Here is a 21,239-nt window from a genome sequence, read left to right as displayed (position 1 = left end):
ATCCCTGAGGGGACGTCTATTATTCTTGCCGTCTGGCATCATAAACCCGAATTGTGCAATGAGCATGCCCTTGAATACTTAGACCTGTGTCAGCCCTTCGCGCCTGAGGTAATGCAGCAGATAGTTATAAAGCTGATCCACCTCCGGGGCTTGGCCGCGTGCGCGCAGGCAACCGTGGACCAGCCCTTTGCCGGGATACAGCACGGCGGGCACACCGGCCTGTTGCAGCCGTTCGGCATAGAGCATGCCGTCATCGCGCAACGGGTCGAACTGGGCCACGGCGATCAACGCCTTGGGTAAGCCGCCGAAATGCTCGGCCAACAAAGGCATGGCATAGGCCGATGGCGTGCCCGCAGCGTCCAGGTACATTGCCAGGTAGCAGTCGGTGTCGGCGCTGCTGAGCAGGGGCGCGTCCCTGCAGTCACGGCGCGAGGGCAAATCGGCCGGGCCGCCCAGGCCGGGGTAAATCAGCACCTGAGCCACGGGCAGCGGCTGGCCGTCGTCGCGCAGCCCCAGGCACAGCGCCGCCGCCAGATTGCCGCCCGCGCTGTCGCCCATCACCACCAGGCGTTGCAGGTTGATGGCGTGCGGCCCCTGCCCGGCCTGGAGTGCCTGCCATACGGCGCGACAGTCTTGGTAGGCCGCCGGGAACGGATGCTCAGGTGCCAGGCGATAGTCGATGGCGATCACCAGCACTTGCAGCGTGTTGGCCAGTTCGAAGCAGATGAAGTCGTGGGAGTTCAGCCCGCCCACCGCCCAGCCGCCGCCGTGCATATAGAGAAGACAGGGCCAGCCTTGAGTCGGCGCTGAGGCCCTGGGTCGGTAACTGCGCACGCCTACGCCGCCCAGGGAAAAGTCCGACAGTTGCAGCCCTTCAGGCTGCGGTGGCGTAAAGGCCTGGCACATACGGTCGTAGTTGTGGCGCAAGCCTGCCAGCGACGAGTCGTCACTGGTGAAGGATTCGGTTTTGGTGATGAAGGCGGCTAGCTGCGCAGAAGTCGGATACATGCGCAATATCCCTGACAATCGAGATCTAAAGGTGGGAGCTGGCTTGCCTGCTCCCACCGTTGCTCTGTGTTGTTTGATATACCGTGCCCGGCTTAAGGCTTGAGGCTGGCCTGCACCGCCGCCACACCGTCGCTGCCATCAAACGCCGTAACCCCGGCCAACCAGCGCTGCAGATCCTCAGGGTGGTCACGCAACCACTGCCTGGCCACATCCTGCGGCGACTGGCGCTCCATGATCGGCACCATCAACTGGCTTTCCTGGGCGGCGGTGAAGGTCAGGCTCTGCAACAGACGGTTGGCGTTGGGGCAGCGCTCGCCGAAGTCCGGCGCAGTGACGGTGGAAACCGTGGCGCGGCCTTCGTCCGGGCCGAATACATCTTCACTGCCCGTGAGGTAAGCCATTTTCATGTTGATGTTCATCGGGTGCGGGGTCCAGCCGACGAACACCACGAACTCCTTACGGTTCACCGCTCGCTGCACCGCGGCGAGCATGCCGGCTTCACCGGAAGCGACCAGCTTGAAGCCACCGAGGCCGAAGTGGTTGGTGTCGATCATCTTCTGGATATCGGTATTGGCACCGCTGCCCGGCTCGATGCCGTAGATCTTGCCGCCGAGTTTGTCCTTGAAGCGGGCGATGTCGGCAAACGTCTTCAGCCCGGCATCGGCCACGTATTGCGGCACGGCCAGGGTGGCTTGGGCATCGGCCAGGCTCGGCGTGTCGAACACCTTGACCTGCCTGGCGGCCAGGAATGGCGCGATGTTGTTGTCCATCGCCGGTTTCCAGTAGCCGAGGAAGATATCCAGGCGCTTGTCGCGGATGCCGGCAAAGATGATCTGCTGCACGGCGCTGGTCTGTTTGCTGTCGTAGCCCAGGCCGGTAAGCAGCACGTCGGCCATGCCGGAGGTGGCGATCACGTCGGTCCAGCTGACCACGCCCATGCGGATGGCTTTACATGAGGCGGGTTCGGCGGCCATGGCGTTGGCGCTGATCAAAGCGGCAGCGGTGAGGGTCAACAACAGTCTTTTCATGGATGAGGTCTCACTCGGCAGCTTTTATTGTGGGGAGTGGCGTCTGGCGCGCCGTACCCACAACCTTACCCAGCGGGACCTGTGCTGACACGAACTGTGGCGACCGGCAGTTGCACTGGGGCGACCCGGAAGGCCCCATCGCAGGCAAGCCAGCTCCCACATTTTGATCTGTGAATACATTCAAATGTGGGAGCTGGCTTGCCTGCGATAGCGATATCAGCTGTAGCGCTTCTGCCCCCAGGCCAACAACCCTTCCAGCAACTGCTTCAATACCACCCGCGTCGGCTCAGCCAGATCCGTGCGATACCGGAACGGCTCAACCTCTTCCATATACGTGCTCTGGCACAGCTCCAACTGCACCGCATGAATATCCTGCGTCGGGTCGCCGTAGTGGCGAGTGATATGCCCGCCCTTGAAGCGCCCGTTCAGCACATGGGTGAATTGCGGATGCTGAGCGCAGATGCCTTCCAGCTGGCTGGCCAGTTCGGGGTCACACGCCGCGCCGTTGAAGGTGCCAAGGTTGAAGTCCGGCAGCTTGCCGTCGAACAGGTGCGGGATTACCGAACGGATCGAGTGCGCATCAAACAGTAAGGCGTAGCCGAACTCGGCCTTGAGCCGCGCCAGCTCTTCTTGCAGCGTGCGGTGGTACGGGCCCCAGATCTTTTGCAGGTAGGTTACGCGTTCTTCTTCGGACGGCACCTGCCCTTCACGGAACAACGGCACGCCATCGAACAGGGTCGCCGGGTACAGCCCGGTGGTGGCGCCGGCGTAGAGCGGTTTGTCGTCGGACGGCCGGTTCAGGTCGATCACAAACCGCGAGTACTCGGCCGACAAGGTACTGGCGCCCAGTGCTTCGGCAAAGTCATACAACGTCGGGATATGCCAGTCGGTGTCCGGCAAGCTTTGTGCCTCGGGGATCAGCCCGGCTTCGACCGCAGACGTCAGGCGCAAACCCGCGTGGGGCATGCTGATCAGCAGCGGCACGCGGCCTTGTTTGAAGTTCAGAACCTTATCCACAACAACACTCCTCAGACGGTGACGTCGACGCCATGGCGCACGACGCGTTTATCCAGTTCGCCGCCCAGCCAGTAGGCCAGGTCGGCAGGGCGATCAATCTGCCAGGCGACAAAGTCCGCAACCTTGCCCACTTCCAGCGAACCATGGGTGTCGCCCATGCCCAGCGCGGTGGCCGCATGTTGCGTGGCGCCGGCCAGGGCTTCTTCCGGAGTCATGCGGAACAAGGTGCAAGCCATGTTCAACATCAGGCGCACCGACAGCGCCGGCGAGGTGCCGGGGTTGAGGTCGCTGGCGATGGCGATCTTCACGCCGTGCCTGCGCAGCGCATCCATCGGCGGCAATTGGGTTTCACGCAGGAAGTAGAACGCCCCCGGCAGCAACACCGCGACAGTGCCGGAAGCGGCCATGGCGATGGCGTCTTCTTCGGTCATGAACTCCAGGTGGTCGGCCGACAGTGCGTGGTAACGCGCCGCGAGGCTGGAGCCGTGCAAAGAGGACAGCTGCTCGGCGTGCAGCTTCACCGGCAAGCCCAACTGCTGGGCGACCTTGAACACACGCTCCACCTGCTCGGTGGAAAACGCCAGGTATTCACAGAAGGCATCAACCGCATCCACCAGCCCTTCGGCCGCGAGCGCCGGCAGCATCTCGGCGCAGATGTGCTCGATGTAATCGTCAGCGCGGTCCTTGTACTCCGGCGGCAGCGCGTGAGCCGCCAGGCACGTGGCGCGCACGCTCACCGGCAGCGCTTGGCCAAGGCGCCGCGCAACCCGCAGCATCTTGCGCTCGTTGACCAGGTCCAGGCCATAGCCGGATTTGATCTCCACCGTGGTCACGCCGTCACGCAGCAAACTGCGCAAGCGCTTTTCGGCGCTGGCAAACAATTCATCTTCGGTGGCGGCGCGGGTGGCGCGCACGGTGCTGGCAATACCGCCACCCTTGGCGGCGATTTCGGCGTAGCTCACGCCTTCAAGGCGCTGCTCGAATTCACCGCTGCGATTGCCGCCGAACACCGTGTGGGTGTGGCAGTCGATCAGCCCGGGGGTGACCCACGCGCCTTGCAGGTCATGCACCTGGGCGTAGTCCGCCGTCGGCACTTCGCTGCGCGGGCCGATCCACTCAATCAGTGAATTGGCAGTGACCATCGCGGCATCCTCGATGATCGAGTATTTGCCGTGGGCCATGGTTGCGACGTGGCAGTGTTGCCAAAGCGTTTTCATCAACGCCTCCCTAAGTTATCGATGAGACAAAGCCGGATCGTAATGAACCCTGGCCGCTTGCCCGGCGGCGGGTTTGACCCACAGCAGGTAAGCCAGCACCAGCAGCACGATCCACACGGCGCCGACCAGCAAAGCCGCCTGGGTATCCGGGAAGTAACCCAGCACACCAAACACGAACAGCATGAACACGATGGCCGCCGCTGGCGCATAGGGCCAGAAAGGCACCGGGAATTTCAGCTCGGCCACCTGTTCCTTGGTCATGGAGCGGCGCATGGCGACCTGGGTAAACAGGATCATCAGCCACACCCACACGGTGGCGAAGGTGGCAATCGAGGCGATCAGCAGGAACACGTTTTCCGGGATCAGGTAATTGAGCACCACCCCGCCGAGCAACGCCGCGCCCATTACCAGCACGGTCATCCACGGCACGCCGTGTTTGGACAGCTGCGCGAAACCCTTGGGCGCCTGCCCTTGCTGGGCCAGGCCATACATCATGCGGCCGGCGCCGAAGATGTCGCTGTTGATGGCCGAGACGGCGGCGGAGATCACCACGATATTGAGGATGGTCGCCGCCGAGCCGATACCCAGATTGCTGAAGATCTGCACGAACGGGCTGCCCTGGCTGCCGATCTGCGGCCACGGGTAGATGGCCATCAACACAAACAGGGTCAGCACGTAAAACAACAGGATGCGCAGCGGCACTGCATTGATCGCCTTGGGAATCACGCGCTGCGGGTCTTTGGCTTCACCGGCGGTGATGCCGATGATTTCGATGCCGCCAAACGCAAACATCACCACCGCGAACGAGGCGATCAGGCCACCGATGCCGTTAGGCATGAAGCCGCCGTGGGCCCACAGGTTGCTCAGGCCGCTGGCCTGGGTTTCGCCTGCCGAATGAATGCCGAACAGCATGATGCCAAAGCCGCCGAGGATCATCGCCACAATGGCGCCGACCTTGAGCAGTGACAGCCAGAACTCCATTTCGCCAAACACTTTGACGTTGCACAGGTTCAGGCCGCCGATCAAAAACACGATGCCCAGCACCCAGACCCAGCGCGCGACCTCGGGAAACCAGAAGCCCATGTAGATGCCGAAGGCGGTGACGTCGGCGAGGCAGACGATGATCATTTCAAACGCGTAGGTCCAGCCGAGCACAAACCCGGCCATCGGCCCCAAATAGGTGCTGGCGTACTGGCCGAAGGAACCGGACACCGGGTTGTGCACGGCCATTTCACCGAGGGCGCGCATCACCATGAACACCGCAGCGCCGCCGATCAGGTAGGCCAGCAGTACGGCAGGGCCGGCCATTTGGATGGCGGAGGCGGACCCATAGAACAGCCCGGTGCCGATCGCGGAACCGAGTGCCATGAAGCGAATATGTCGGGCGCTTAGCCCGCGTTTCAAACCCTTTTCTTGCTGGTGCATTTCTCGTCCCTATTATTTTTATGAGGAGAAGATCGTTCCCACGCTCCGCGTGGGAACACATCCTGTGACGCTCCGCGTCACGACTCTAAAAGCGGACGCGGAGCGTCCAGGGCAGCATTCCCACGCAGAGCGTGGGAACGATCGGTTACAAGCTCGGCAGGAGCTTGGCCGGCACCAGCTCATTCAGGCAGCGGCTGGCGAGCAGTTCGCTGGCGGCGTTGATGTCTGGCGCGAAGAAGCGGTCCTTTTCATAGAACGCCACTTTGTCGCGCAGAATCGCGCGGGCTTTTTCCAGCTTGGCCGAAGTTTTCAAACCGTCGCGCAGGTCCAGGCCCTGGCACGCCGCCAGCCACTCGACGGCGAGTACGCCACGGGTGTTCTCGGCCATTTCCCACAAACGCTTGCCCGCAGCCGGGGCCATGGACACGTGGTCTTCCTGGTTGGCCGACGTCGGGATGCTATCCACGCTGTGGGGATGCGCCAGCGCCTTGTTCTCACTGGCCAGCGCCGCAGCGGTGACCTGGGCGATCATGAAGCCGGAGTTCACCCCGCCATTGCCGACCAAAAACGGCGGCAGTTGCGACATGTGCTTGTCCATCATCAACGAGATACGACGCTCGCTCAGCGAACCGATTTCTGCGATCGCCAGCGCCATGTTGTCGGCAGCCATGGCCACCGGCTCGGCGTGGAAGTTACCGCCGGAGATCACGTCGCCTTCGGCAGCAAAGACCAGCGGGTTATCCGACACCGCATTGGCCTCTACCACCAGCACGTCGGCGGCCTGGCGGAACTGGGTCAGGCAGGCGCCCATGACTTGTGGCTGGCAGCGCAGGGAATACGGGTCTTGTACTTTGTCGCAGTTCTGGTGCGACTGGGACACCTGGCTGCTCTCGCCGAGCAGGTCGCGATAGGCCGCAGCCGCATCGATCTGCCCACGCTGGCCACGGGCGGCATGGATACGTGCGTCGAACGGCGAGCGCGAGCCAAGCACCGCTTCCACTGTGAGGGCACCGCACGCCAGCGCACCGGCGAACAGGTCTTCGCCTTCGAACAGGCCGCGCAGCGCATAGGCGGTGGACACCTGGGTGCCGTTCAGCAGCGCCAGGCCTTCTTTGGCCGCCAGCGTCAGCGGCGTCAGGCCGGCAACTTTCAGCGCGTCGGTGGCCTCCAGCCATTCGCCCTTGTAGCGTGCCTTGCCTTCGCCCAGCAGCACCAGCGACATATGCGCCAGTGGTGCCAAGTCGCCGGAAGCACCGACCGACCCTTTGAGCGGAATGTGCGGGTACACCTCGGCGTTGATCAGTGCGATCAGCGCGTCGATCACTTGGCGACGAATGCCGGAAAACCCACGGCTCAGGCTGTTGACCTTGAGCACCATGACCAGCCGCACCAGCGCGTCGCTGATCGGCTCACCGACGCCGGCGGCGTGGGACAGCACCAGGGAACGCTGGAGGTTTTCCAGGTCAACGCTTGCGATGCGGGTCGAGGCCAGCAGGCCGAAACCGGTGTTGATGCCGTAGGCGGTGCGGTTCTCGGCGAGAATCTGCTCCACGCAGGCCACACTGGCTTCGATCTGCGCCGTGGCGCTGTCATCCAGACTGAGGGTTACCGGCTGCTGGTAGATAGCCCGCAGTTGGGCAAGGCTCAGTTGGCCTGGAATCAAATTTAGCGCAGTCACATTCATGCTCCTTGTGAATTATTCTTAGTGCAAATTAGGTAATACGTGGTGCAGCAAAGCGGTGTCCTTGAGCAACGCGGCGGCGCTCGCGATGTCAGGCGCCAGCCAGCGGTCCTGCTCGTAGGCCGGGACCTTTTCACGCAACAGACGCCAGGCGCTGTCAGTGCCCGCGCCAAAACGCTGGTCCTTCAAAAACTCGAACGCCTGGGCCGCCAGCAGGTACTCGATGGCGAGGATCTGGGTGACGTTGGCCAACAGCTGATGCAGCTTGAGCGCGGCATTGGTGCCCATGCTCAAGTGGTCTTCCTGCAGGCCCGAGGTGACGAAATTGTCGAGCACCGCCGGTTGCGCCAGCTGGCGGTTTTGCCCGCACAGCGAGGCGGCGACGTACTGCACGATCATCATCCCGGAGTTGACCCCAGGGTTGCTGACCAAAAACGCCGGCAAGCCACTGACATGCGGGTTGATCAGGCGGTCCAGGCGACGCTCGGCCACCGAGCCGATTTCGGCCATGGCGATGGCGAGCATATCGGCCGCCAACGCCACAGACTGCCCATGCGGGTTGGCCTGGGACACCACGCGGTAGTTGTCCGGCGTGCCGAGCACCAGCGGGTTGTCGGTGGCGCTGTTGAGTTCGGTCTCGATCTGGCGTGTGGCGTGTTCAACCTGATCACGTGCCGCGCCGTGAATCTGCGGGATCGAGCGGATGCTCAGCGCGTCCTGGGTGCGGATGCCTTTGCTGCTGGCGATCACTTCACTGCCGTCGAGCAAGGCGCGCAGGTTGATGCCGACTTGCTGCATGCCCGGGTGGGGCTTGAGGGCGATGATGGCTTCGTCGAAGGCGTCGATTTGACCACGCTGGGCTTCGAAACTCATGGCGCCGATCACGTCGGCCCATTGCAGCAGGTGATGCGCGTCAGCCAGGGCCAGGCAGCTCAGGCCGGTCATGCACGGCGTGCCATTGACCAGGCACAGGCCGTCTTTGGCGCCGAGCACCACAGGCGGTAAACCTTCGGCTTTTAATGCGGCTTGCGCCGTCACGATCTGGCCGCGATAGCTCACCTCACCAACGCCGAGCAAGGCCACGCCAATGTGGGCCATATGGGTCAGGTAGCCCACCGAGCCCTGGGACGGCACTTGCGGCGTGATGCCATGGTTGAGCAACGCCAGCAGCGAATGCACCACCTGCGGGTGCAGGCCGGATTTGCCGTGGCTGTAGTTGATGACGGCTGCGCAGATGATCGCGCGGGTCTGTTCGTCGCTCAGCACCGGGCCGACGCCACAGGCGTGGCTCAGCAGTGTGTTGCGCGACAGCTGGCTGAGTTGTTCACCTTTGAGCGACACATTGCACAGCGCGCCCAGGCCGGTGTTCACACCATAGGCGCGTTCGCCGCTGGTGACGATGCGCTGCACGATGGCCTGGGCATTGTCGATGCGCGCCCAGGCGTGGCCCGAAAGTTCGAGCACGGCGCCATGGCGGGCGACGGCGACCACGTCCTGCCAACGCAGAGGGGCATCGGCGATGATGATTGTTGTTGCCTGGGACATCTTGAGCCTCTTGAATTGATCGTTCCCACGCTCTGCGTGGGAACGCCGCCTGGGACGCTCCGCGTCCCGCTGTCAGGTGTGACGCGGAGCGTCACGGGATGCATTCCCACGCAGAGCGTGGGAACGATCAGCTACACCACCGCCGCCCGGCGCTGAACAAACCTGTCCACATACTCATCCGCCGGCGAATGCAGAATCTCGCGCGGTGTGCCGACCTGGATCAGCTTGCCGTCCTTGAGGATCGCAATGCGGTTGCCGATGCGCACCGCCTCGTCGAGGTCGTGGGTGATGAACACGATGGTTTTGTGCAGGGTCTTTTGCAGCTCCAGCAACTGGTCCTGCATCTCGGCGCGAATCAACGGGTCGAGGGCGCTGAAGGCTTCGTCCATCAGGATGATGTCGGTGTCCGCCGCCAGGGCGCGGGCCAGGCCGACACGTTGGCGCATGCCGCCGGAAAGCTGGTGCGGGTATTTGTTTTCGTAGCCCTTCAGGCCCACGGTTTCGATCCAGTGCAGCGCACGTTCGGCGCACACCTGCTGGGTTTCGCCGCGCACCTTGAGGCCGTAGGCGACGTTGTCGAGCACGCTCTTGTGGGGCAGCAAGCCGAAGCTCTGAAATACCATGCTGATCTTGTGGCGGCGGAATTGGCGCAGGGCTTCCATGTCCAGTTGCAGGATGTCTTCGCCGTCCACCAGGATCGCGCCGCTGGTAGGATCGATCAGGCGGTTGAAGTGGCGCACCAGCGTGGACTTGCCCGAACCCGACAGGCCCATGATCACGAAGATCTCGCCGGTGCCGATGCTCAGTGACAGGTCGTTCACGCCGACCACGCAACCGGTCTCGGCCAGCACCTGGTCCTTGGTCTTGCCCTGACCAACCATCGCCAGCGCTTCCCTGGAGCGGTTGCCGAAAATCTTGAAGACGTTTTTAACTTCAATTTTGCTGACAGTAGTCATTTGCTCGCCTCATGCCGTGGACGACCATAGGCCTGGGTAATGCGGTCGATGACCACTGCAAGAATCACAATCGCCAGGCCGGCTTCGAGGCCACGGCCAACGTTGAGGGTCTGGATGCCGACGAGCACGTCTTCGCCCAAACCACGGGCGCCGATCATCGAGGCGATCACCACCATCGACAACGCCATCATGGTGGTCTGGTTGATGCCCGCCATGATGCTCGGCAGCGCCAGCGGCAGTTGCACGCCAAACAGTTGCTGCCAGCGGTTGGCACCGAAGGCGTTGATGGCTTCCATGACTTCGCCGTCGACCTGGCGAATGCCCAAGTCGGTGAGGCGAATCAGCGGCGGCGCGGCGTAGATCACCGTGGCGAAAATCGCCGGCACCTTGCCCAGGCCAAACAGCATCAGCACCGGGATCAGGTACACGAAGCTGGGCATGGTTTGCATAATGTCGAGCAGCGGCATCAATACTGAACGCAGGCGATTGCTGCGTGCCGACAGGATGCCCAGCGGAATGCCGATCAGCACCGAGATCACCGTGGCGACCATCATCAGCGCCAGGGTTTGCATCAGCTTGTCCCACAGGCCAACCGCGCCCACCAGGAACAGCAGACCGACGATCACCGCCGTGGTCACCACCTTGCGGGTGGCGTGCCAGGCGATGCCGCCGACAATGGCGAGCATCAGCCACCAGGGCGCGGCGCGCAGCAAGCCTTCCAGGTTGACGATGGCCCATAACAGCGTGTCGGAGATGTGCCGGAACACATCACCGTAGTTGGTGACCAGCGAGTCCACCCAACCGTTGACCCAGTCGGCGATGGAAAACGTAAAACTCTCAGGAAACATAGCGTGCTCTCGATCCAGTGGGTTGTGGCCGTGTGCCCGGCTAACCCCTCAGGGTAGCCGGACACCCTTGACCTACAAGGCCGCGTCGATTTTCTTGGCTGCGTCGTCGCTCACCCATGCGTGCCAGACTTCAGGATGTTCCTTGAGGAAAATTTTCGCCAGTTTTGGCGACTCAATCCGCTCTTTGGCCATGCGACCGAGGTTCTGGTTAAGCAGGTCGATGGGCAGGTTGACCTTTTCCAGCACCGCTACCAGTTCAGGCGCTTGCTCGTGGAAGACCTTGGACAGGCCGACCTTGATGCTCACGCTTTTATCCACACCGGGCTTTTCTTCGAGCTTGACCAGATCGACCTGGCCCATCAGCGGGGTGGGCGACCAGTAGTAGAACAGGATCGGCTCGCCACGCTTGTAGCTCGACAGCACAGCGGCATCCAGCGCCGGGCCGGTGCCAGGGCGGAAGTTGGTGTAGGTGCTTTCCAGGCCGTAGCTTTTGAGCATCTCGCTGTTGTCCAGCTCACAGGTCCAGCCGGCCGGGCAGTTGTAGAAGCGGCCTTTGGACGGTTCTTCCTGGTCCTTGAACACCGAGGCGTATTTGGCCAGGTCGGCGATGTTTTTCAGGTCCGGCGCCTTGGGCTCCAGCTTGCGCTTGGCGTCGCCTTCGATCACGTAACGCGGCACGTACCAGCCTTCGACGGCACCGACAACGGGCGCGCCAACGCCAACGACTTTGCCGGCCTTCTCGGCCTTGTTCCAAACTTCGCTGCGGCCTACCCACTCTTCGGCGAACACCTGGATGTCGTTGCTGCTCAGGGCGTTTTCCATGGTGATGGAATTGCCCGGCAAGCTGTCGGTTTTGCAGCCGTAGCCTTTCTCCAGCACGGTTTGCAGGATGTCGGTGAGCAGCATGCCGCTTTCCCAGTTCAGCCCGGCGAACTTCACCGGCTTGCCGGACTCGCACCAACCCGCCGCCTGGGCGCCGGCAGTGGCCAGCAAGCCTGCAGATAACACGGTGGCCAGCAGGGTTTTATTCATCTTCATTGTTGTGACGCTCCCAATCTTGAAATGGATTACGGCAGTCAGTAGGCATCCTGCCCTGTCCACGTCCCATCAGGCTTGTGCAGCCAGCCCGTTTGTCGTTGGTGCAGCGCCCTGCTCTATTGGCAGGATCAGGTGATCGGGCACTGTGCCGTGCCATTTTTTCGCACACACGTAATACAGGGCCGCAGGCAGTACCAGGCCGATGATCCAGGAGATATCCACATCACCCAGCGCGGCAACCAAGGGGCCGGTGTAGAACTTGGTCGAGATGAACGGCAACTGCACCAGCACGCCGAACACATAGACGCTGATACCCAGCAGGTTCCAGCGACCGTAGCGGCCATTCGGGTCGGCCAACGCCGGCACGTCATAGCGCTCGCGGGTGATGCAGTAGTAATCCACCAGGTTGATCGCACTCCACGGCGTGAAGAACGCCAGTAGAAACAGAATGAAAGACTTGAACGCACCGAGGAACGAGTGCTGGCCGAGCAACGCGATCAGGGTTGCAGTGCCGACGATCACCAGCACGAACACCAGACGTTGCAGGCGCGTGACCTCCAGGCGACCACGGAAGCCGCTGATGATGGTGGCAATGCACATGAAGCTGCCGTAGGAGTTCAGGGTAGAGATGGTGACCTTGCCGAACGCGATGCTGAAGTACAGCAGCGCAGCGGTGGCGCCCGTACCACTTAACCCGACGATGTAGGCGACTTCGTGACCGGCAAATTGCCCGTTGGACATGGCCGCGGCAAACACGCCAAGGACCATCGCCACCTGAGCACCAATGACTGAACCCGCACCGGCGGCGAAAAAGGTTTTCAGCGAAGATGTTTTGTTTGGCAGGTAACGTGAATAGTCCGCCACGTAAGGGCCGAAGGCGATCTGCCAGGAGGCCGCGAGCGACACCGCCAGCAGGAAACTGCTCCAGCTGAAGTGGCGAATCTGCAAAAGCGCGCCAACGTCGGTCTGGCTCATCAAACGACTGAACAGATAGACGAAGGCAATCACGCCAATGACGCTGGCGACACGCCCAATAAAGTGGATCACCCGGTAACCCAGTACGGTGACCAGTACGATCACGCTGGCAAAAATCAGGATACCGACGCTGTCGCTGACCCCGAACAACTGGCCCAGCGCTTGCCCCGACAGCACGGTGCCGGTCGCGGTAAAGCCGAGGTACATCAAACAAACCAGCACAATCGGAATGGCTGCACCATAAACGCCGAATTGCACCCGGCTGGAGATCATCTGTGGCAGGCCAAGTTTTGGCCCTTGCGCCGCATGCAACGCCATGACGCCGCCGCCGATGAGTTGGCCGATCAGCAGACCGATCAACGACCAGAACACATCACCGCCGAGCACCACGGCCAAGGCCCCGGTGACAATCGCGGTGATTTGCAGGTTGGCACCCATCCACAGGGTGAACTGGCTCAATAGACGACCGTGTCTTTCCGCTTCCGGGATGTAGTCGATCGAACGCCTTTCGATCAACGGGGTGGTGTCATTTGCAGCCATGGTGTTCAACCTCTGATGGATTGTTTTTCGGTGGTGCGGGTGAAACATGTCTTGTGTACACAGCAGGGTAAATGTGGGAGCTGGCTTGCCTGCGATGGCATCCTCTCGGTTCTGCCGAGAGACCGAGTCGCCTGCATCGCAGGCAAGCCAGCTCCCACACAAGCCAGCCCCCACACAGCCAGCTCCCAGAGGAACCAGGCCAGCTGTTACTTGATCATCGGCAGGTTGAGGCCCTGTTCCTTGGCGCAGTCGATGGCGATCTGGTAACCGGCATCGGCGTGACGCATCACTCCGGTGGCCGGGTCGTTGTGCAGTACGCGGGCAATGCGCTCAGCCGCTTCGTCGGTACCGTCGCAGACGATCACCATGCCCGAGTGCTGGGAGAAGCCCATGCCCACGCCGCCGCCGTGGTGCAGCGACACCCAGGTCGCGCCACTTGCGGTGTTGAGCAGGGCGTTGAGCAGTGGCCAGTCGGACACGGCGTCGGAGCCGTCCTGCATGGCTTCGGTTTCGCGGTTGGGGCTGGCGACCGAGCCGGAGTCGAGGTGGTCACGGCCGATCACCACCGGCGCCGACAGCTCGCCACTGCGTACCATTTCGTTGAACGCCAGGCCAAGCTTGGCGCGCTGGCCCAGGCCAACCCAGCAGATACGTGCCGGCAAGCCCTGGAAGCTGATGCGCTCGCGGGCCATGTCCAGCCAGTTGTGCAGGTGCCCGTCGTCCGGGATCAGCTCTTTGACTTTGGCGTCGGTCTTGTAGATGTCTTGTGGGTCACCCGACAGCGCAGCCCAGCGGAACGGGCCGATACCACGGCAGAACAGTGGGCGGATGTAGGCCGGTACAAAACCTGGGAAGTCGAAGGCGTTTTCCACGCCTTCTTCCTGGGCCATTTGGCGGATGTTGTTGCCGTAGTCGAAGGTCGGAATGCCTTGCTTCTGGAATTCCAGCATGGCTTTGACGTGCACGGCCATCGACTGCTTGGCGGCCTTGATCACGGCAGCCGGCTCGGTCTTGGCGCGGGCGCGGTATTCGTCCCAGGTCCAGCCGGCCGGCAGGTAGCCGTTGAGTGGGTCGTGGGCGCTGGTCTGGTCGGTGACCATGTCCGGGCGCACGCCGCGCTTGATCAGTTCCGGCAGGATTTCGGCCGCGTTGCCCAGCAAGGCGATGGAGATGGCCTTGCCTTCCTGGGTGTATTTGGCGATGCGGGCCAGGGCGTCGTCGAGGTCGGTGGCTTGCTCGTCGACATAACGGCTGGCCAGACGAAAATCGATGCTGACCTGCTGGCACTCGATGTTCAGCGAGCAGGCGCCAGCCAGGGTCGCAGCCAACGGCTGAGCGCCGCCCATGCCGCCGAGGCCGGCGGTGAGGACCCAGCGGCCGGTGAGGTCGCTGTTGTAATGCTGGCGGCCGGCTTCGACGAAGGTTTCGTAGGTGCCCTGCACGATGCCCTGGCTGCCGATGTAGATCCAGCTGCCGGCGGTCATCTGGCCGTACATGGCCAGGCCCTTGGCATCCAGTTCGTTAAAGTGCTCCCAACTGGCCCAGTGAGGCACCAGGTTGGAGTTGGCGATCAGCACGCGCGGAGCGTTGCTGTGGGTCTTGAACACGCCGACCGGCTTGCCGGATTGCACCAGCAGGGTCTCGTCGTCATTCAGGTTAGTGAGGCTCTCGACGATCTGGTCGTAGCACTCCCAGTTACGCGCCGCACGGCCGATACCACCGTACACCACCAATTCTTTCGGGTTCTCGGCCACTTGCGGATCAAGATTGTTCATCAGCATGCGCAACGGTGCTTCAGTCAGCCAGCTTTTGGCGGTGAGCTTGTTACCGCGAGCGGCACGGATTTCGACGTCACGGTATTTAGTAGGCTTGGCTTTCGAAAAATCGGTCACAGCTGGACTCCTCGGCATGGTGCGCGAACATTGATGGTGCGAAGGAGAGTCTTACGCACACATCTTTACTTGTATGTACAAGCATATGCAATCAAGCGGCCAACTTGGTGAAAGAGCGATTGAGATTTTTTTGGGAGGGGTGTGAAAGCCTCGGAAATTAAGGGGTTGAGGCTTGGTGAATTTTCTTACAGAGGGAGTTTGCGGATGGGGGCATTGTTCAGGACGGCCTGGCATTGCGCCAAGCTGGGGCATTCGGTAACAAATTGGTGCGCGGGCTGGAAACAGATTTTATGAGCAATGAAAAGCAAATGTGGGAGCTGGCTTGCCTGCGATAGCAGTGTGTCAGCATCAGATGTGCTGTCTGACACACCGCTATCGCAGGCAAGCCAGCTCCCACACTTTTTAACCGCGTGCAGTCAGTTCGATCAGGCAGCAGCGGCCGGTTATCGGGAGGTCGAGCAGGTCGTCGTTACCGTCAATTTGCAGGCAATCGTGATGGCCGAGCTTTTCACCCAGCACCTTCACCTCATCGGCCACACTGAACACCAACACCGTGTGCGCCGTGCTGAAAAACCGCTGCACGCCGTCAATCCACTGCAACCGTGCGTGGTAACGCTCAGGCGAATAAATCAGGTTGAAATCGCGGATCGGCCCGGTGATCAGGCGGCACGACACCTGGCTGTCACCCTTGAACGCAAACGGCTGCAGCGGTAACAGCCCGCGCTGTTCCTCGCCATCCACGGTCAAAACCATGCCCGCGCCTTTGATCACGGTGATCACGCGCTGGTAGCCGGCAAAGGTGGAAAACCCGCCCGACTCGGCAATATCGGCAATCGACAGGCGCCAGCCAAAGCCATCCAGGCCAGTACCTGCGTCACGGGTGATTTCTTCGGTGCTGCCGCCGCCGTTTTTCCACGGCATGCGGATGTAATCGGTGGCGCGCCAGACGTTCACTGCACTCATTTACTGAAACGTCCTTCCAGGCTATGACGGGAACCGGGGTGGATCAAACGCGCGGCGGTGACCGGCTGGCGGCCGGACCAGGTGCGGCGGCGAATCAACAGGCAGGGCTCGCTCGGCTCGATCTGCAACAGCTTGCACTCGGCGGCGTCGGCGAGGATGGCTTCAACCACATGCTCGCCCTCGGTCAGGGGCGCGACCTGGTTGAGGTAGGCGTACGGCGTTTGCTGGGTGAAATCCTGCTGCAAGTATTCCGGCGCCACCAGGGCGTTGACGAAGCGGTCTTCGATTTGCACGGGAATGTCGTTTTCGAAATGCACGATCAACGAGTGGAACACCCGCCCACCTTCACGCATCTCCAGCGCCACGGCACGTTCGGAGCCTGCTGCTTCTTCGCCCAAATGGATGACCTGGCAAGTATGCCGATGACCGCGCGAGGCGATCTCATCAGCAATGTTGTGCACTTCAAACAGCGCCGACTGGCTCTTGGGCTCAGCGACGAAGGTGCCGACGCCTTGCATGCGCACCAGCAAACCTTCGGCGGTGAGTTCGCGCAGGGCGCGGTTGATGGTCATGCGGCTGAAGCCTAACTGGCTGACCAGTTCGCTCTCGGACGGCACGCGGTAATGGGGCGGCCAGTTGCCGTTGAGAATCTGCTGGCTGATCATCTGTTTGACGCGGGCATACAAGGGCGCCGGACTTTCGTCCATGTGGGCAGCCAGCGAAGACTTGGCAGGCGGAGTCGGCACAGGGAATCCTTGCAGGGGGAAAAGATGCATAGATTGCCGGAGTTTACCGAGCAGGCAAACGTCTGTATATGTATATACAAATAAACACACGACCGGGGTGCCTTGATCATGTCCGCTTTCTTTGCCGAACGCGCGCTGCTGCCTAATGGATGGGCCAACGATGTACGCTTTGAAGTCAGCGCCGATGGCGTGCTGACCCAGGTTGAGCCCAATGCCAGCGCAGACCACGCCGAACGGCTCAGAGGCCCGGTTTTGGCGGGCATGCCCAACCTGCACTCCCATGCGTTCCAGCGCGCCATGGCCGGTTTGGCCGAAGTGGCCGGCAACCCGAATGACAGCTTCTGGACCTGGCGCGACTTGATGTACCGCATGGTCGGCAAGATCAACCCCGAGCAATTGCAGGTCATCGCCCGCCAGCTGTATATCGAGATGCTCAAGGCCGGCTACACCTCGGTGGCCGAGTTTCATTATGTGCACCACGACGTCAGCGGCCAGGCGTATGCCGATCGCACGGAGCTGTCGCGGCAGATCAGCCAGGCGGCGGCCAGCAGTGGCATCGGCCTGACGTTGCTGCCAGTGCTCTACACCCACTCCGGTTTTGGTGGCCAGGCGCCGAATGACGGCCAGCGGCGCTTTATCAACAGCACCGAAGATTACCTGGACCTGCAAGCACGCCTGAAACCCATTCTGGCGGCGCAGCCAGCGCAGCAGTTGGGCCTGTGTTTCCACTCGTTGCGTGCCGTCACACCCGAACAGATCAACGCTGTGCTGGCCGCCAGTGACAAGGCGTGCCCGGTGCATATCCACATTGCCGAGCAGCAAAAAGAAGTCGACGACTGCCTGGCCTGGAGCGGCAAACGCCCGCTGCAATGGCTGTATGACAATGTGGAAGTGGATGAGCGTTGGTGCCTGGTACACGCCACCCATGCCGACGCCGATGAAGTCACGCGCATGGCCAAGAGCCGGGCCATTGCCGGCTTGTGCCTGACCACCGAAGCCAACCTGGGCGACGGGATTTTCCCGGCGGTGGATTTCCTCGCTCAAGGCGGGCGCATGGGTATCGGTTCCGACAGCCATGTGTCACTGAGCGTGGTTGAGGAATTGCGTTGGCTCGAATATGGCCAGCGCCTGCGCGACCAGCGGCGCAACCGTCTGTATCGCAGTGATCAGCCGATGGTTGGCCGCACGTTGTTCGATGCTGCACTCGACGGCGGCGCCCAGGCGTTGGGGCAGCCGATTGGTCGGTTGGAAGTGGGCAAGCGGGCAGATTGGATTGTGCTGGATGGCAATGACCCGTACCTGGCGACGGCGACCGAGGATGGGATTCTCAATCGCTGGCTGTTCGCCGGTGGTGATCGCCAAGTGCGCGATGTGCTGGTCAACGGCAAGTGGGTGGTGCGCGATGGGCATCATGCCGGCGAAGAAGAAAGCAGCCGGGCGTTCACCCAAGTATTGAAAGACTTACTGGGCTAACAGCCGACAAAAAACGAATGTGGGAGCTGGCTTGCCTGCGATAGCATCACCTTGGTGGAACGGATACACCGAGGTGTCTGCATCGCAGGCAAGCCAGCTCCCACACAAGCCAGCTCCCACATTTGATTGAAGGTGGCTTTGGGTTACTGCGAAGTCTTCGCCATCTGTTTGTCCGACGTACGCCAGATCAACCGCGTGGTGTCATAACCCTGCTGGCGCGCCCTGCTCAGCAGGTCTTCGCGGGTGTCGGCACTCACCGTCGGGGTGCGCGACAAGATCCACATGTAGCGTCGGCTCGGGCTGCCGACGATGGCGGTCTTGTAGTCATCACTCACGTACAGCACCCAGTAATCGCCCTTGGCGACGCCCGGCAGCAGCGCCGTGAACCAGTTATTGAATTCCACCCAGAGCTTGTCGGTCTTGCCCGGCACTTGCGGCGTGGCCGTGCCCTTGGCTTCTTCCCACTTCCACTCTGTAGTCAGGCAGCGGTTGAACACCGACATGTCGCCATCCGGCAACAGGGTGTAGCGAGCTTCGGACTGCGCGCAGTTGCGCTGGAAGTACATCGGCAATCGGGCCAACTCATACCAGGTGCCCTGGTAACGCTTGAGGTTGACGTTGCTCGCGGTCTTGGGTTGCAGATCATCGCCAGAATGGCTGGCGCAGCCCGCCAAAAACAGACTGGCGCAAAGAAACAAAACAAAACGCATCATTCTTCTTCTCCCGCAGGCTCGCGCCCCGGTTTACTTCAGGCCTTGCCCGGAAAACATCAGAACTTTGTCACCGGCGTACTGCACGCTGATAAAGCTGTTTTTATCGCCCCACGTGCAACTGGACATGCCCAGCGCACCGGAACAATCGGTCGGCTTACCCAGCAACGACTCCACCTCGGCCTTGGCCATGCCAGCCGACAGCTTTGCGTAATTTTCTTGATTGACCTTGCTGCACGCGGCTAAAAGCACGCAAAAAGCCAGCAAAGCGAGACGGCGTAAAGACATGGAAAAGCTCCTGGAGAGACAAAGCAGCTGGGGTATCTGCCAGAAGCTTAGAAGGGAAAAGGGGTGTCTGGTTCCCGATAGGGGGTGGTATTTCTTTTTTCTGCGCACGGGTCCTTTTCAGCGCCTTTTCGAACGCAAAACCTAAACCTTTCATCAGTCCAGTGCTACGACAAGACCAAATAAAGACTAATATCGGTCCAACATCGAGCAAGGGCTTACCCGTGAAATTCTCATCCCAGATAAAACCGATCAGCTACCTGAAAAGCCATACGGCCGAGATCGTCAAAACCCTCACAGAAAGCCGCGAACCGCTGGTTATCACTCAAAACGGTGAGGCAAAGCTGGTGGTGATGGACGTGAAGAGCTTTGAAGAACAGGCGGAAACCATGGCCTTGTTAAAGCTTTTGGCCTTGGGTAATCGACAGATTGAATCAGGCCAGTTTGAGGATATGGAGGACGTATTCGCAGAGCTGGACAAGGACGACGCTCAATGACGTTCAGGGTTGTGATTCTTCACTCAGCAAAGAACGACCTTAAAGACATCAAGTCATACCTCATTCGACAATTCTCTGCGTCAACCTGGCAAACGACCTTTGAATCGTTGAAACAAGCTATGCGCCGCCTCGAAACTCAGCCTTATGCAGGCTCGATACCGGAAGAAATCGAGCGGCTGAATATGAGCCAGTATCGCCAAGTGGTGAGTGGCATGAACCGGATCATCTACGAAATCCGTGAACAAACCATCTATGTCCACATCATCGCCGACACTCGAAAAAACTTGCAGGCACTGCTGCTGAAAAATCTTATCCAGTAAATAAAAAAGCCCCGAAACGCTGAAAGCATTTCGGGGCTTATTGATCATCACAAATTTTTACTTCTTGTGATAAGCCGTCACACGCTCAACTTCTTCCTTCGAGCCCAGGAACACCGCCACGCGCTGGTGCAAGCCTTCCGGCTGGATGTCGAGGATGCGCTGGTGGCCGTCGGTGGACGCGCCGCCTGCTTGCTCAACCAGGAACGACATCGGGTTGGCTTCGTACATCAAGCGCAGCTTGCCCGGCTTGGAAGGCTCGCGGCTGTCACGTGGGTACATGAACAGGCCACCACGGGTCAGGATGCGGTGCACGTCCGCCACCATCGCAGCGACCCAGCGCATGTTGAAGTTCTTCTTCAACGGGCCTTCTTCGCCGGCCATCAACTCGCCCACGTAGCGGGTCACGGGCTCTTCCCAGTGACGTTGGTTGGACATGTTGATGGCAAATTCCTGGGTGGAAGCCGGAATGGTGATGTCTTCGTGGGTCAGCACGAAGCTGCCCATTTCGCGGTCCAGGGTGAAGCCTTTAACGCCGTCGCCCAGGGTCAGCACCAGCATGGTCTGCGGGCCGTAGATGGCGTAGCCGGCAGCCACCTGCTCGGTGCCTGGCTGCAGGAAGGCCTTTTCGTTCAGCGCTTCGTTCTGGCTCAGGTATTCATTCGGGCAGCGCAGTACCGAGAAGATGGTGCCGACCGGTGCGTTGATGTCGATGTTGGACGAGCCGTCCAGTGGGTCGAACACCAGCAGATACGCGCCCTTCGGGTACTTGCCCGGGATCTGGTAGGCGTTGTCCATTTCTTCGGACGCCATGCCGGCCAGGTGACCGCCCCATTCGTTGGCTTCGAGCAGGATTTCGTTGGAAATCACATCGAGCTTCTTCTGCACTTCACCTTGGACGTTTTCAGTGCCCATGCTGCCCAGAACACCACCCAGTGCGCCTTTGGACACGGCGTGGCTGATTTCCTTGCAAGCACGCGCCACCACTTCGATAAGGAAGCGCAGATCGGCAGGCGTGTTGTTGCTGCGGGTCTGCTCGATCAAATAGCGACTCAGGGTAACGCGGGACATGGAAGGC

At 61.0% G+C, this 21,239-nt stretch carries 20 protein-coding genes; 3 read left to right on the top strand and 17 right to left on the bottom strand.

The genetic code is table 11. The annotated features are described in order from the left end of the window. Window positions 1–78 precede the first annotated feature (78 nt). From AOA59_RS13180 to hutC, 14 genes are all read right to left on the bottom strand, one after another. On the bottom strand, window positions 79–1,008 hold the full coding sequence (locus AOA59_RS13180) for an alpha/beta hydrolase (protein WP_099487758.1): 930 nt from the start codon (window positions 1,006–1,008) through the stop codon (window positions 79–81). Window positions 1,009–1,100: 92 nt separating this feature from the next. Further along, the gene (locus AOA59_RS13175) at window positions 1,101–2,036 is read right to left on the bottom strand and encodes a choline ABC transporter substrate-binding protein (protein WP_099487757.1); all 936 of its coding nucleotides are present in this window, start codon (window positions 2,034–2,036) and stop codon (window positions 1,101–1,103) included. A gap of 216 nt (window positions 2,037–2,252) precedes the next feature. Beyond that, a complete protein-coding gene (gene hutG, locus AOA59_RS13170; protein WP_099487755.1) occupies window positions 2,253–3,053 on the bottom strand; it encodes an N-formylglutamate deformylase in 801 nt (266 codons plus the stop codon). An 11-nt stretch (window positions 3,054–3,064) separates the two neighbouring features. Continuing rightward, complete coding sequence (gene hutI, locus AOA59_RS13165; protein WP_099487753.1) at window positions 3,065–4,270, bottom strand: imidazolonepropionase; 1,206 nt, start codon at window positions 4,268–4,270, stop codon at window positions 3,065–3,067. A gap of 15 nt (window positions 4,271–4,285) precedes the next feature. Next, the gene (locus AOA59_RS13160) at window positions 4,286–5,695 is read right to left on the bottom strand and encodes an amino acid permease (protein WP_099487751.1); all 1,410 of its coding nucleotides are present in this window, start codon (window positions 5,693–5,695) and stop codon (window positions 4,286–4,288) included. A 145-nt stretch (window positions 5,696–5,840) separates the two neighbouring features. Then, window positions 5,841–7,379 (bottom strand): histidine ammonia-lyase, encoded by a 1,539-nt coding sequence (gene hutH / locus AOA59_RS13155; RefSeq protein ID WP_099487750.1) that lies wholly within the window; start codon window positions 7,377–7,379, stop codon window positions 5,841–5,843. An 18-nt stretch (window positions 7,380–7,397) separates the two neighbouring features. After that, window positions 7,398–8,921, bottom strand: a complete 1,524-nt coding sequence (gene hutH, locus AOA59_RS13150; RefSeq protein WP_099487748.1) for a histidine ammonia-lyase — start codon at window positions 8,919–8,921, stop codon at window positions 7,398–7,400. Between the two features lie 131 nt (window positions 8,922–9,052). Further along, window positions 9,053–9,877: a glycine betaine/L-proline ABC transporter ATP-binding protein gene (locus tag AOA59_RS13145; protein ID WP_099487746.1), complete on the bottom strand. Its 825-nt coding sequence runs from the start codon at window positions 9,875–9,877 to the stop codon at window positions 9,053–9,055. Further along, window positions 9,874–10,725, bottom strand: a complete 852-nt coding sequence (locus AOA59_RS13140) for a proline/glycine betaine ABC transporter permease (RefSeq protein WP_017138613.1) — start codon at window positions 10,723–10,725, stop codon at window positions 9,874–9,876. Before AOA59_RS13140 ends, AOA59_RS13145 begins: the two co-directional genes overlap by 4 nt. 72 nt (window positions 10,726–10,797) lie before the next feature. After that, window positions 10,798–11,763, bottom strand: a complete 966-nt coding sequence (locus AOA59_RS13135) for an ABC transporter substrate-binding protein (RefSeq protein WP_099487744.1) — start codon at window positions 11,761–11,763, stop codon at window positions 10,798–10,800. Between the two features lie 69 nt (window positions 11,764–11,832). Continuing rightward, window positions 11,833–13,278: a cytosine permease gene (locus AOA59_RS13130; protein ID WP_099487742.1), complete on the bottom strand. Its 1,446-nt coding sequence runs from the start codon at window positions 13,276–13,278 to the stop codon at window positions 11,833–11,835. Between the two features lie 206 nt (window positions 13,279–13,484). After that, the gene (gene hutU, locus AOA59_RS13125) at window positions 13,485–15,188 is read right to left on the bottom strand and encodes a urocanate hydratase (protein WP_099487740.1); all 1,704 of its coding nucleotides are present in this window, start codon (window positions 15,186–15,188) and stop codon (window positions 13,485–13,487) included. A gap of 384 nt (window positions 15,189–15,572) precedes the next feature. Next, complete coding sequence (locus tag AOA59_RS13120; protein WP_099487738.1) at window positions 15,573–16,133, bottom strand: HutD family protein; 561 nt, start codon at window positions 16,131–16,133, stop codon at window positions 15,573–15,575. After that, window positions 16,130–16,840, bottom strand: coding sequence for a histidine utilization repressor (gene hutC, locus AOA59_RS13115; protein ID WP_017738808.1), 711 nt, complete (start codon window positions 16,838–16,840; stop codon window positions 16,130–16,132). Before hutC ends, AOA59_RS13120 begins: the two co-directional genes overlap by 4 nt. 147 nt (window positions 16,841–16,987) lie before the next feature. On the opposite strand from hutC, the gene AOA59_RS13110 reads away from it, so the two are divergent. Then, window positions 16,988–18,352, top strand: a complete 1,365-nt coding sequence (locus AOA59_RS13110; RefSeq protein WP_099487736.1) for a formimidoylglutamate deiminase — start codon at window positions 16,988–16,990, stop codon at window positions 18,350–18,352. Between the two features lie 143 nt (window positions 18,353–18,495). Here the strand turns inward: AOA59_RS13110 and AOA59_RS13105 are convergent, their stop codons facing one another. Together AOA59_RS13105 and AOA59_RS13100 are read right to left on the bottom strand one after the other, a co-directional pair. Continuing rightward, window positions 18,496–19,065 carry a lipocalin family protein gene (locus AOA59_RS13105; RefSeq protein WP_028615380.1) on the bottom strand — a complete coding sequence of 190 codons (570 nt, stop codon included), beginning with the start codon at window positions 19,063–19,065 and terminating at the stop codon, window positions 18,496–18,498. Window positions 19,066–19,095: 30 nt separating this feature from the next. Then, on the bottom strand, window positions 19,096–19,350 hold the full coding sequence (locus AOA59_RS13100; RefSeq protein ID WP_017849914.1) for a hypothetical protein: 255 nt from the start codon (window positions 19,348–19,350) through the stop codon (window positions 19,096–19,098). Window positions 19,351–19,571: 221 nt separating this feature from the next. Here AOA59_RS13100 and AOA59_RS13095 point away from each other — a divergent pair, with 221 nt between their 5' ends. Together AOA59_RS13095 and AOA59_RS13090 are read left to right on the top strand one after the other, a co-directional pair. After that, entirely contained in the window at window positions 19,572–19,844 is a 273-nt protein-coding gene (locus AOA59_RS13095; RefSeq protein ID WP_065930790.1) for a type II toxin-antitoxin system Phd/YefM family antitoxin, read from the top strand. Next, a complete protein-coding gene (locus AOA59_RS13090) occupies window positions 19,841–20,164 on the top strand; it encodes a type II toxin-antitoxin system RelE/ParE family toxin (protein ID WP_065930791.1) in 324 nt (107 codons plus the stop codon). The genes AOA59_RS13095 and AOA59_RS13090 overlap by 4 nt, the downstream gene beginning before the upstream one ends. Before the next feature lie 57 nt (window positions 20,165–20,221). Here the strand turns inward: AOA59_RS13090 and AOA59_RS13085 are convergent, their stop codons facing one another. After that, window positions 20,222–21,232, bottom strand: coding sequence for a class 1 fructose-bisphosphatase (locus AOA59_RS13085; protein WP_003237460.1), 1,011 nt, complete (start codon window positions 21,230–21,232; stop codon window positions 20,222–20,224). Window positions 21,233–21,239 lie beyond the last annotated feature (7 nt).

It is taken from the genome of Pseudomonas sp. 2822-15 (assembly GCF_002742515.1).
GTDB lineage: Bacteria > Pseudomonadota > Gammaproteobacteria > Pseudomonadales > Pseudomonadaceae > Aquipseudomonas > Aquipseudomonas salomonii.
This window is presented reverse-complemented; position numbering and strand designations above follow the sequence as displayed.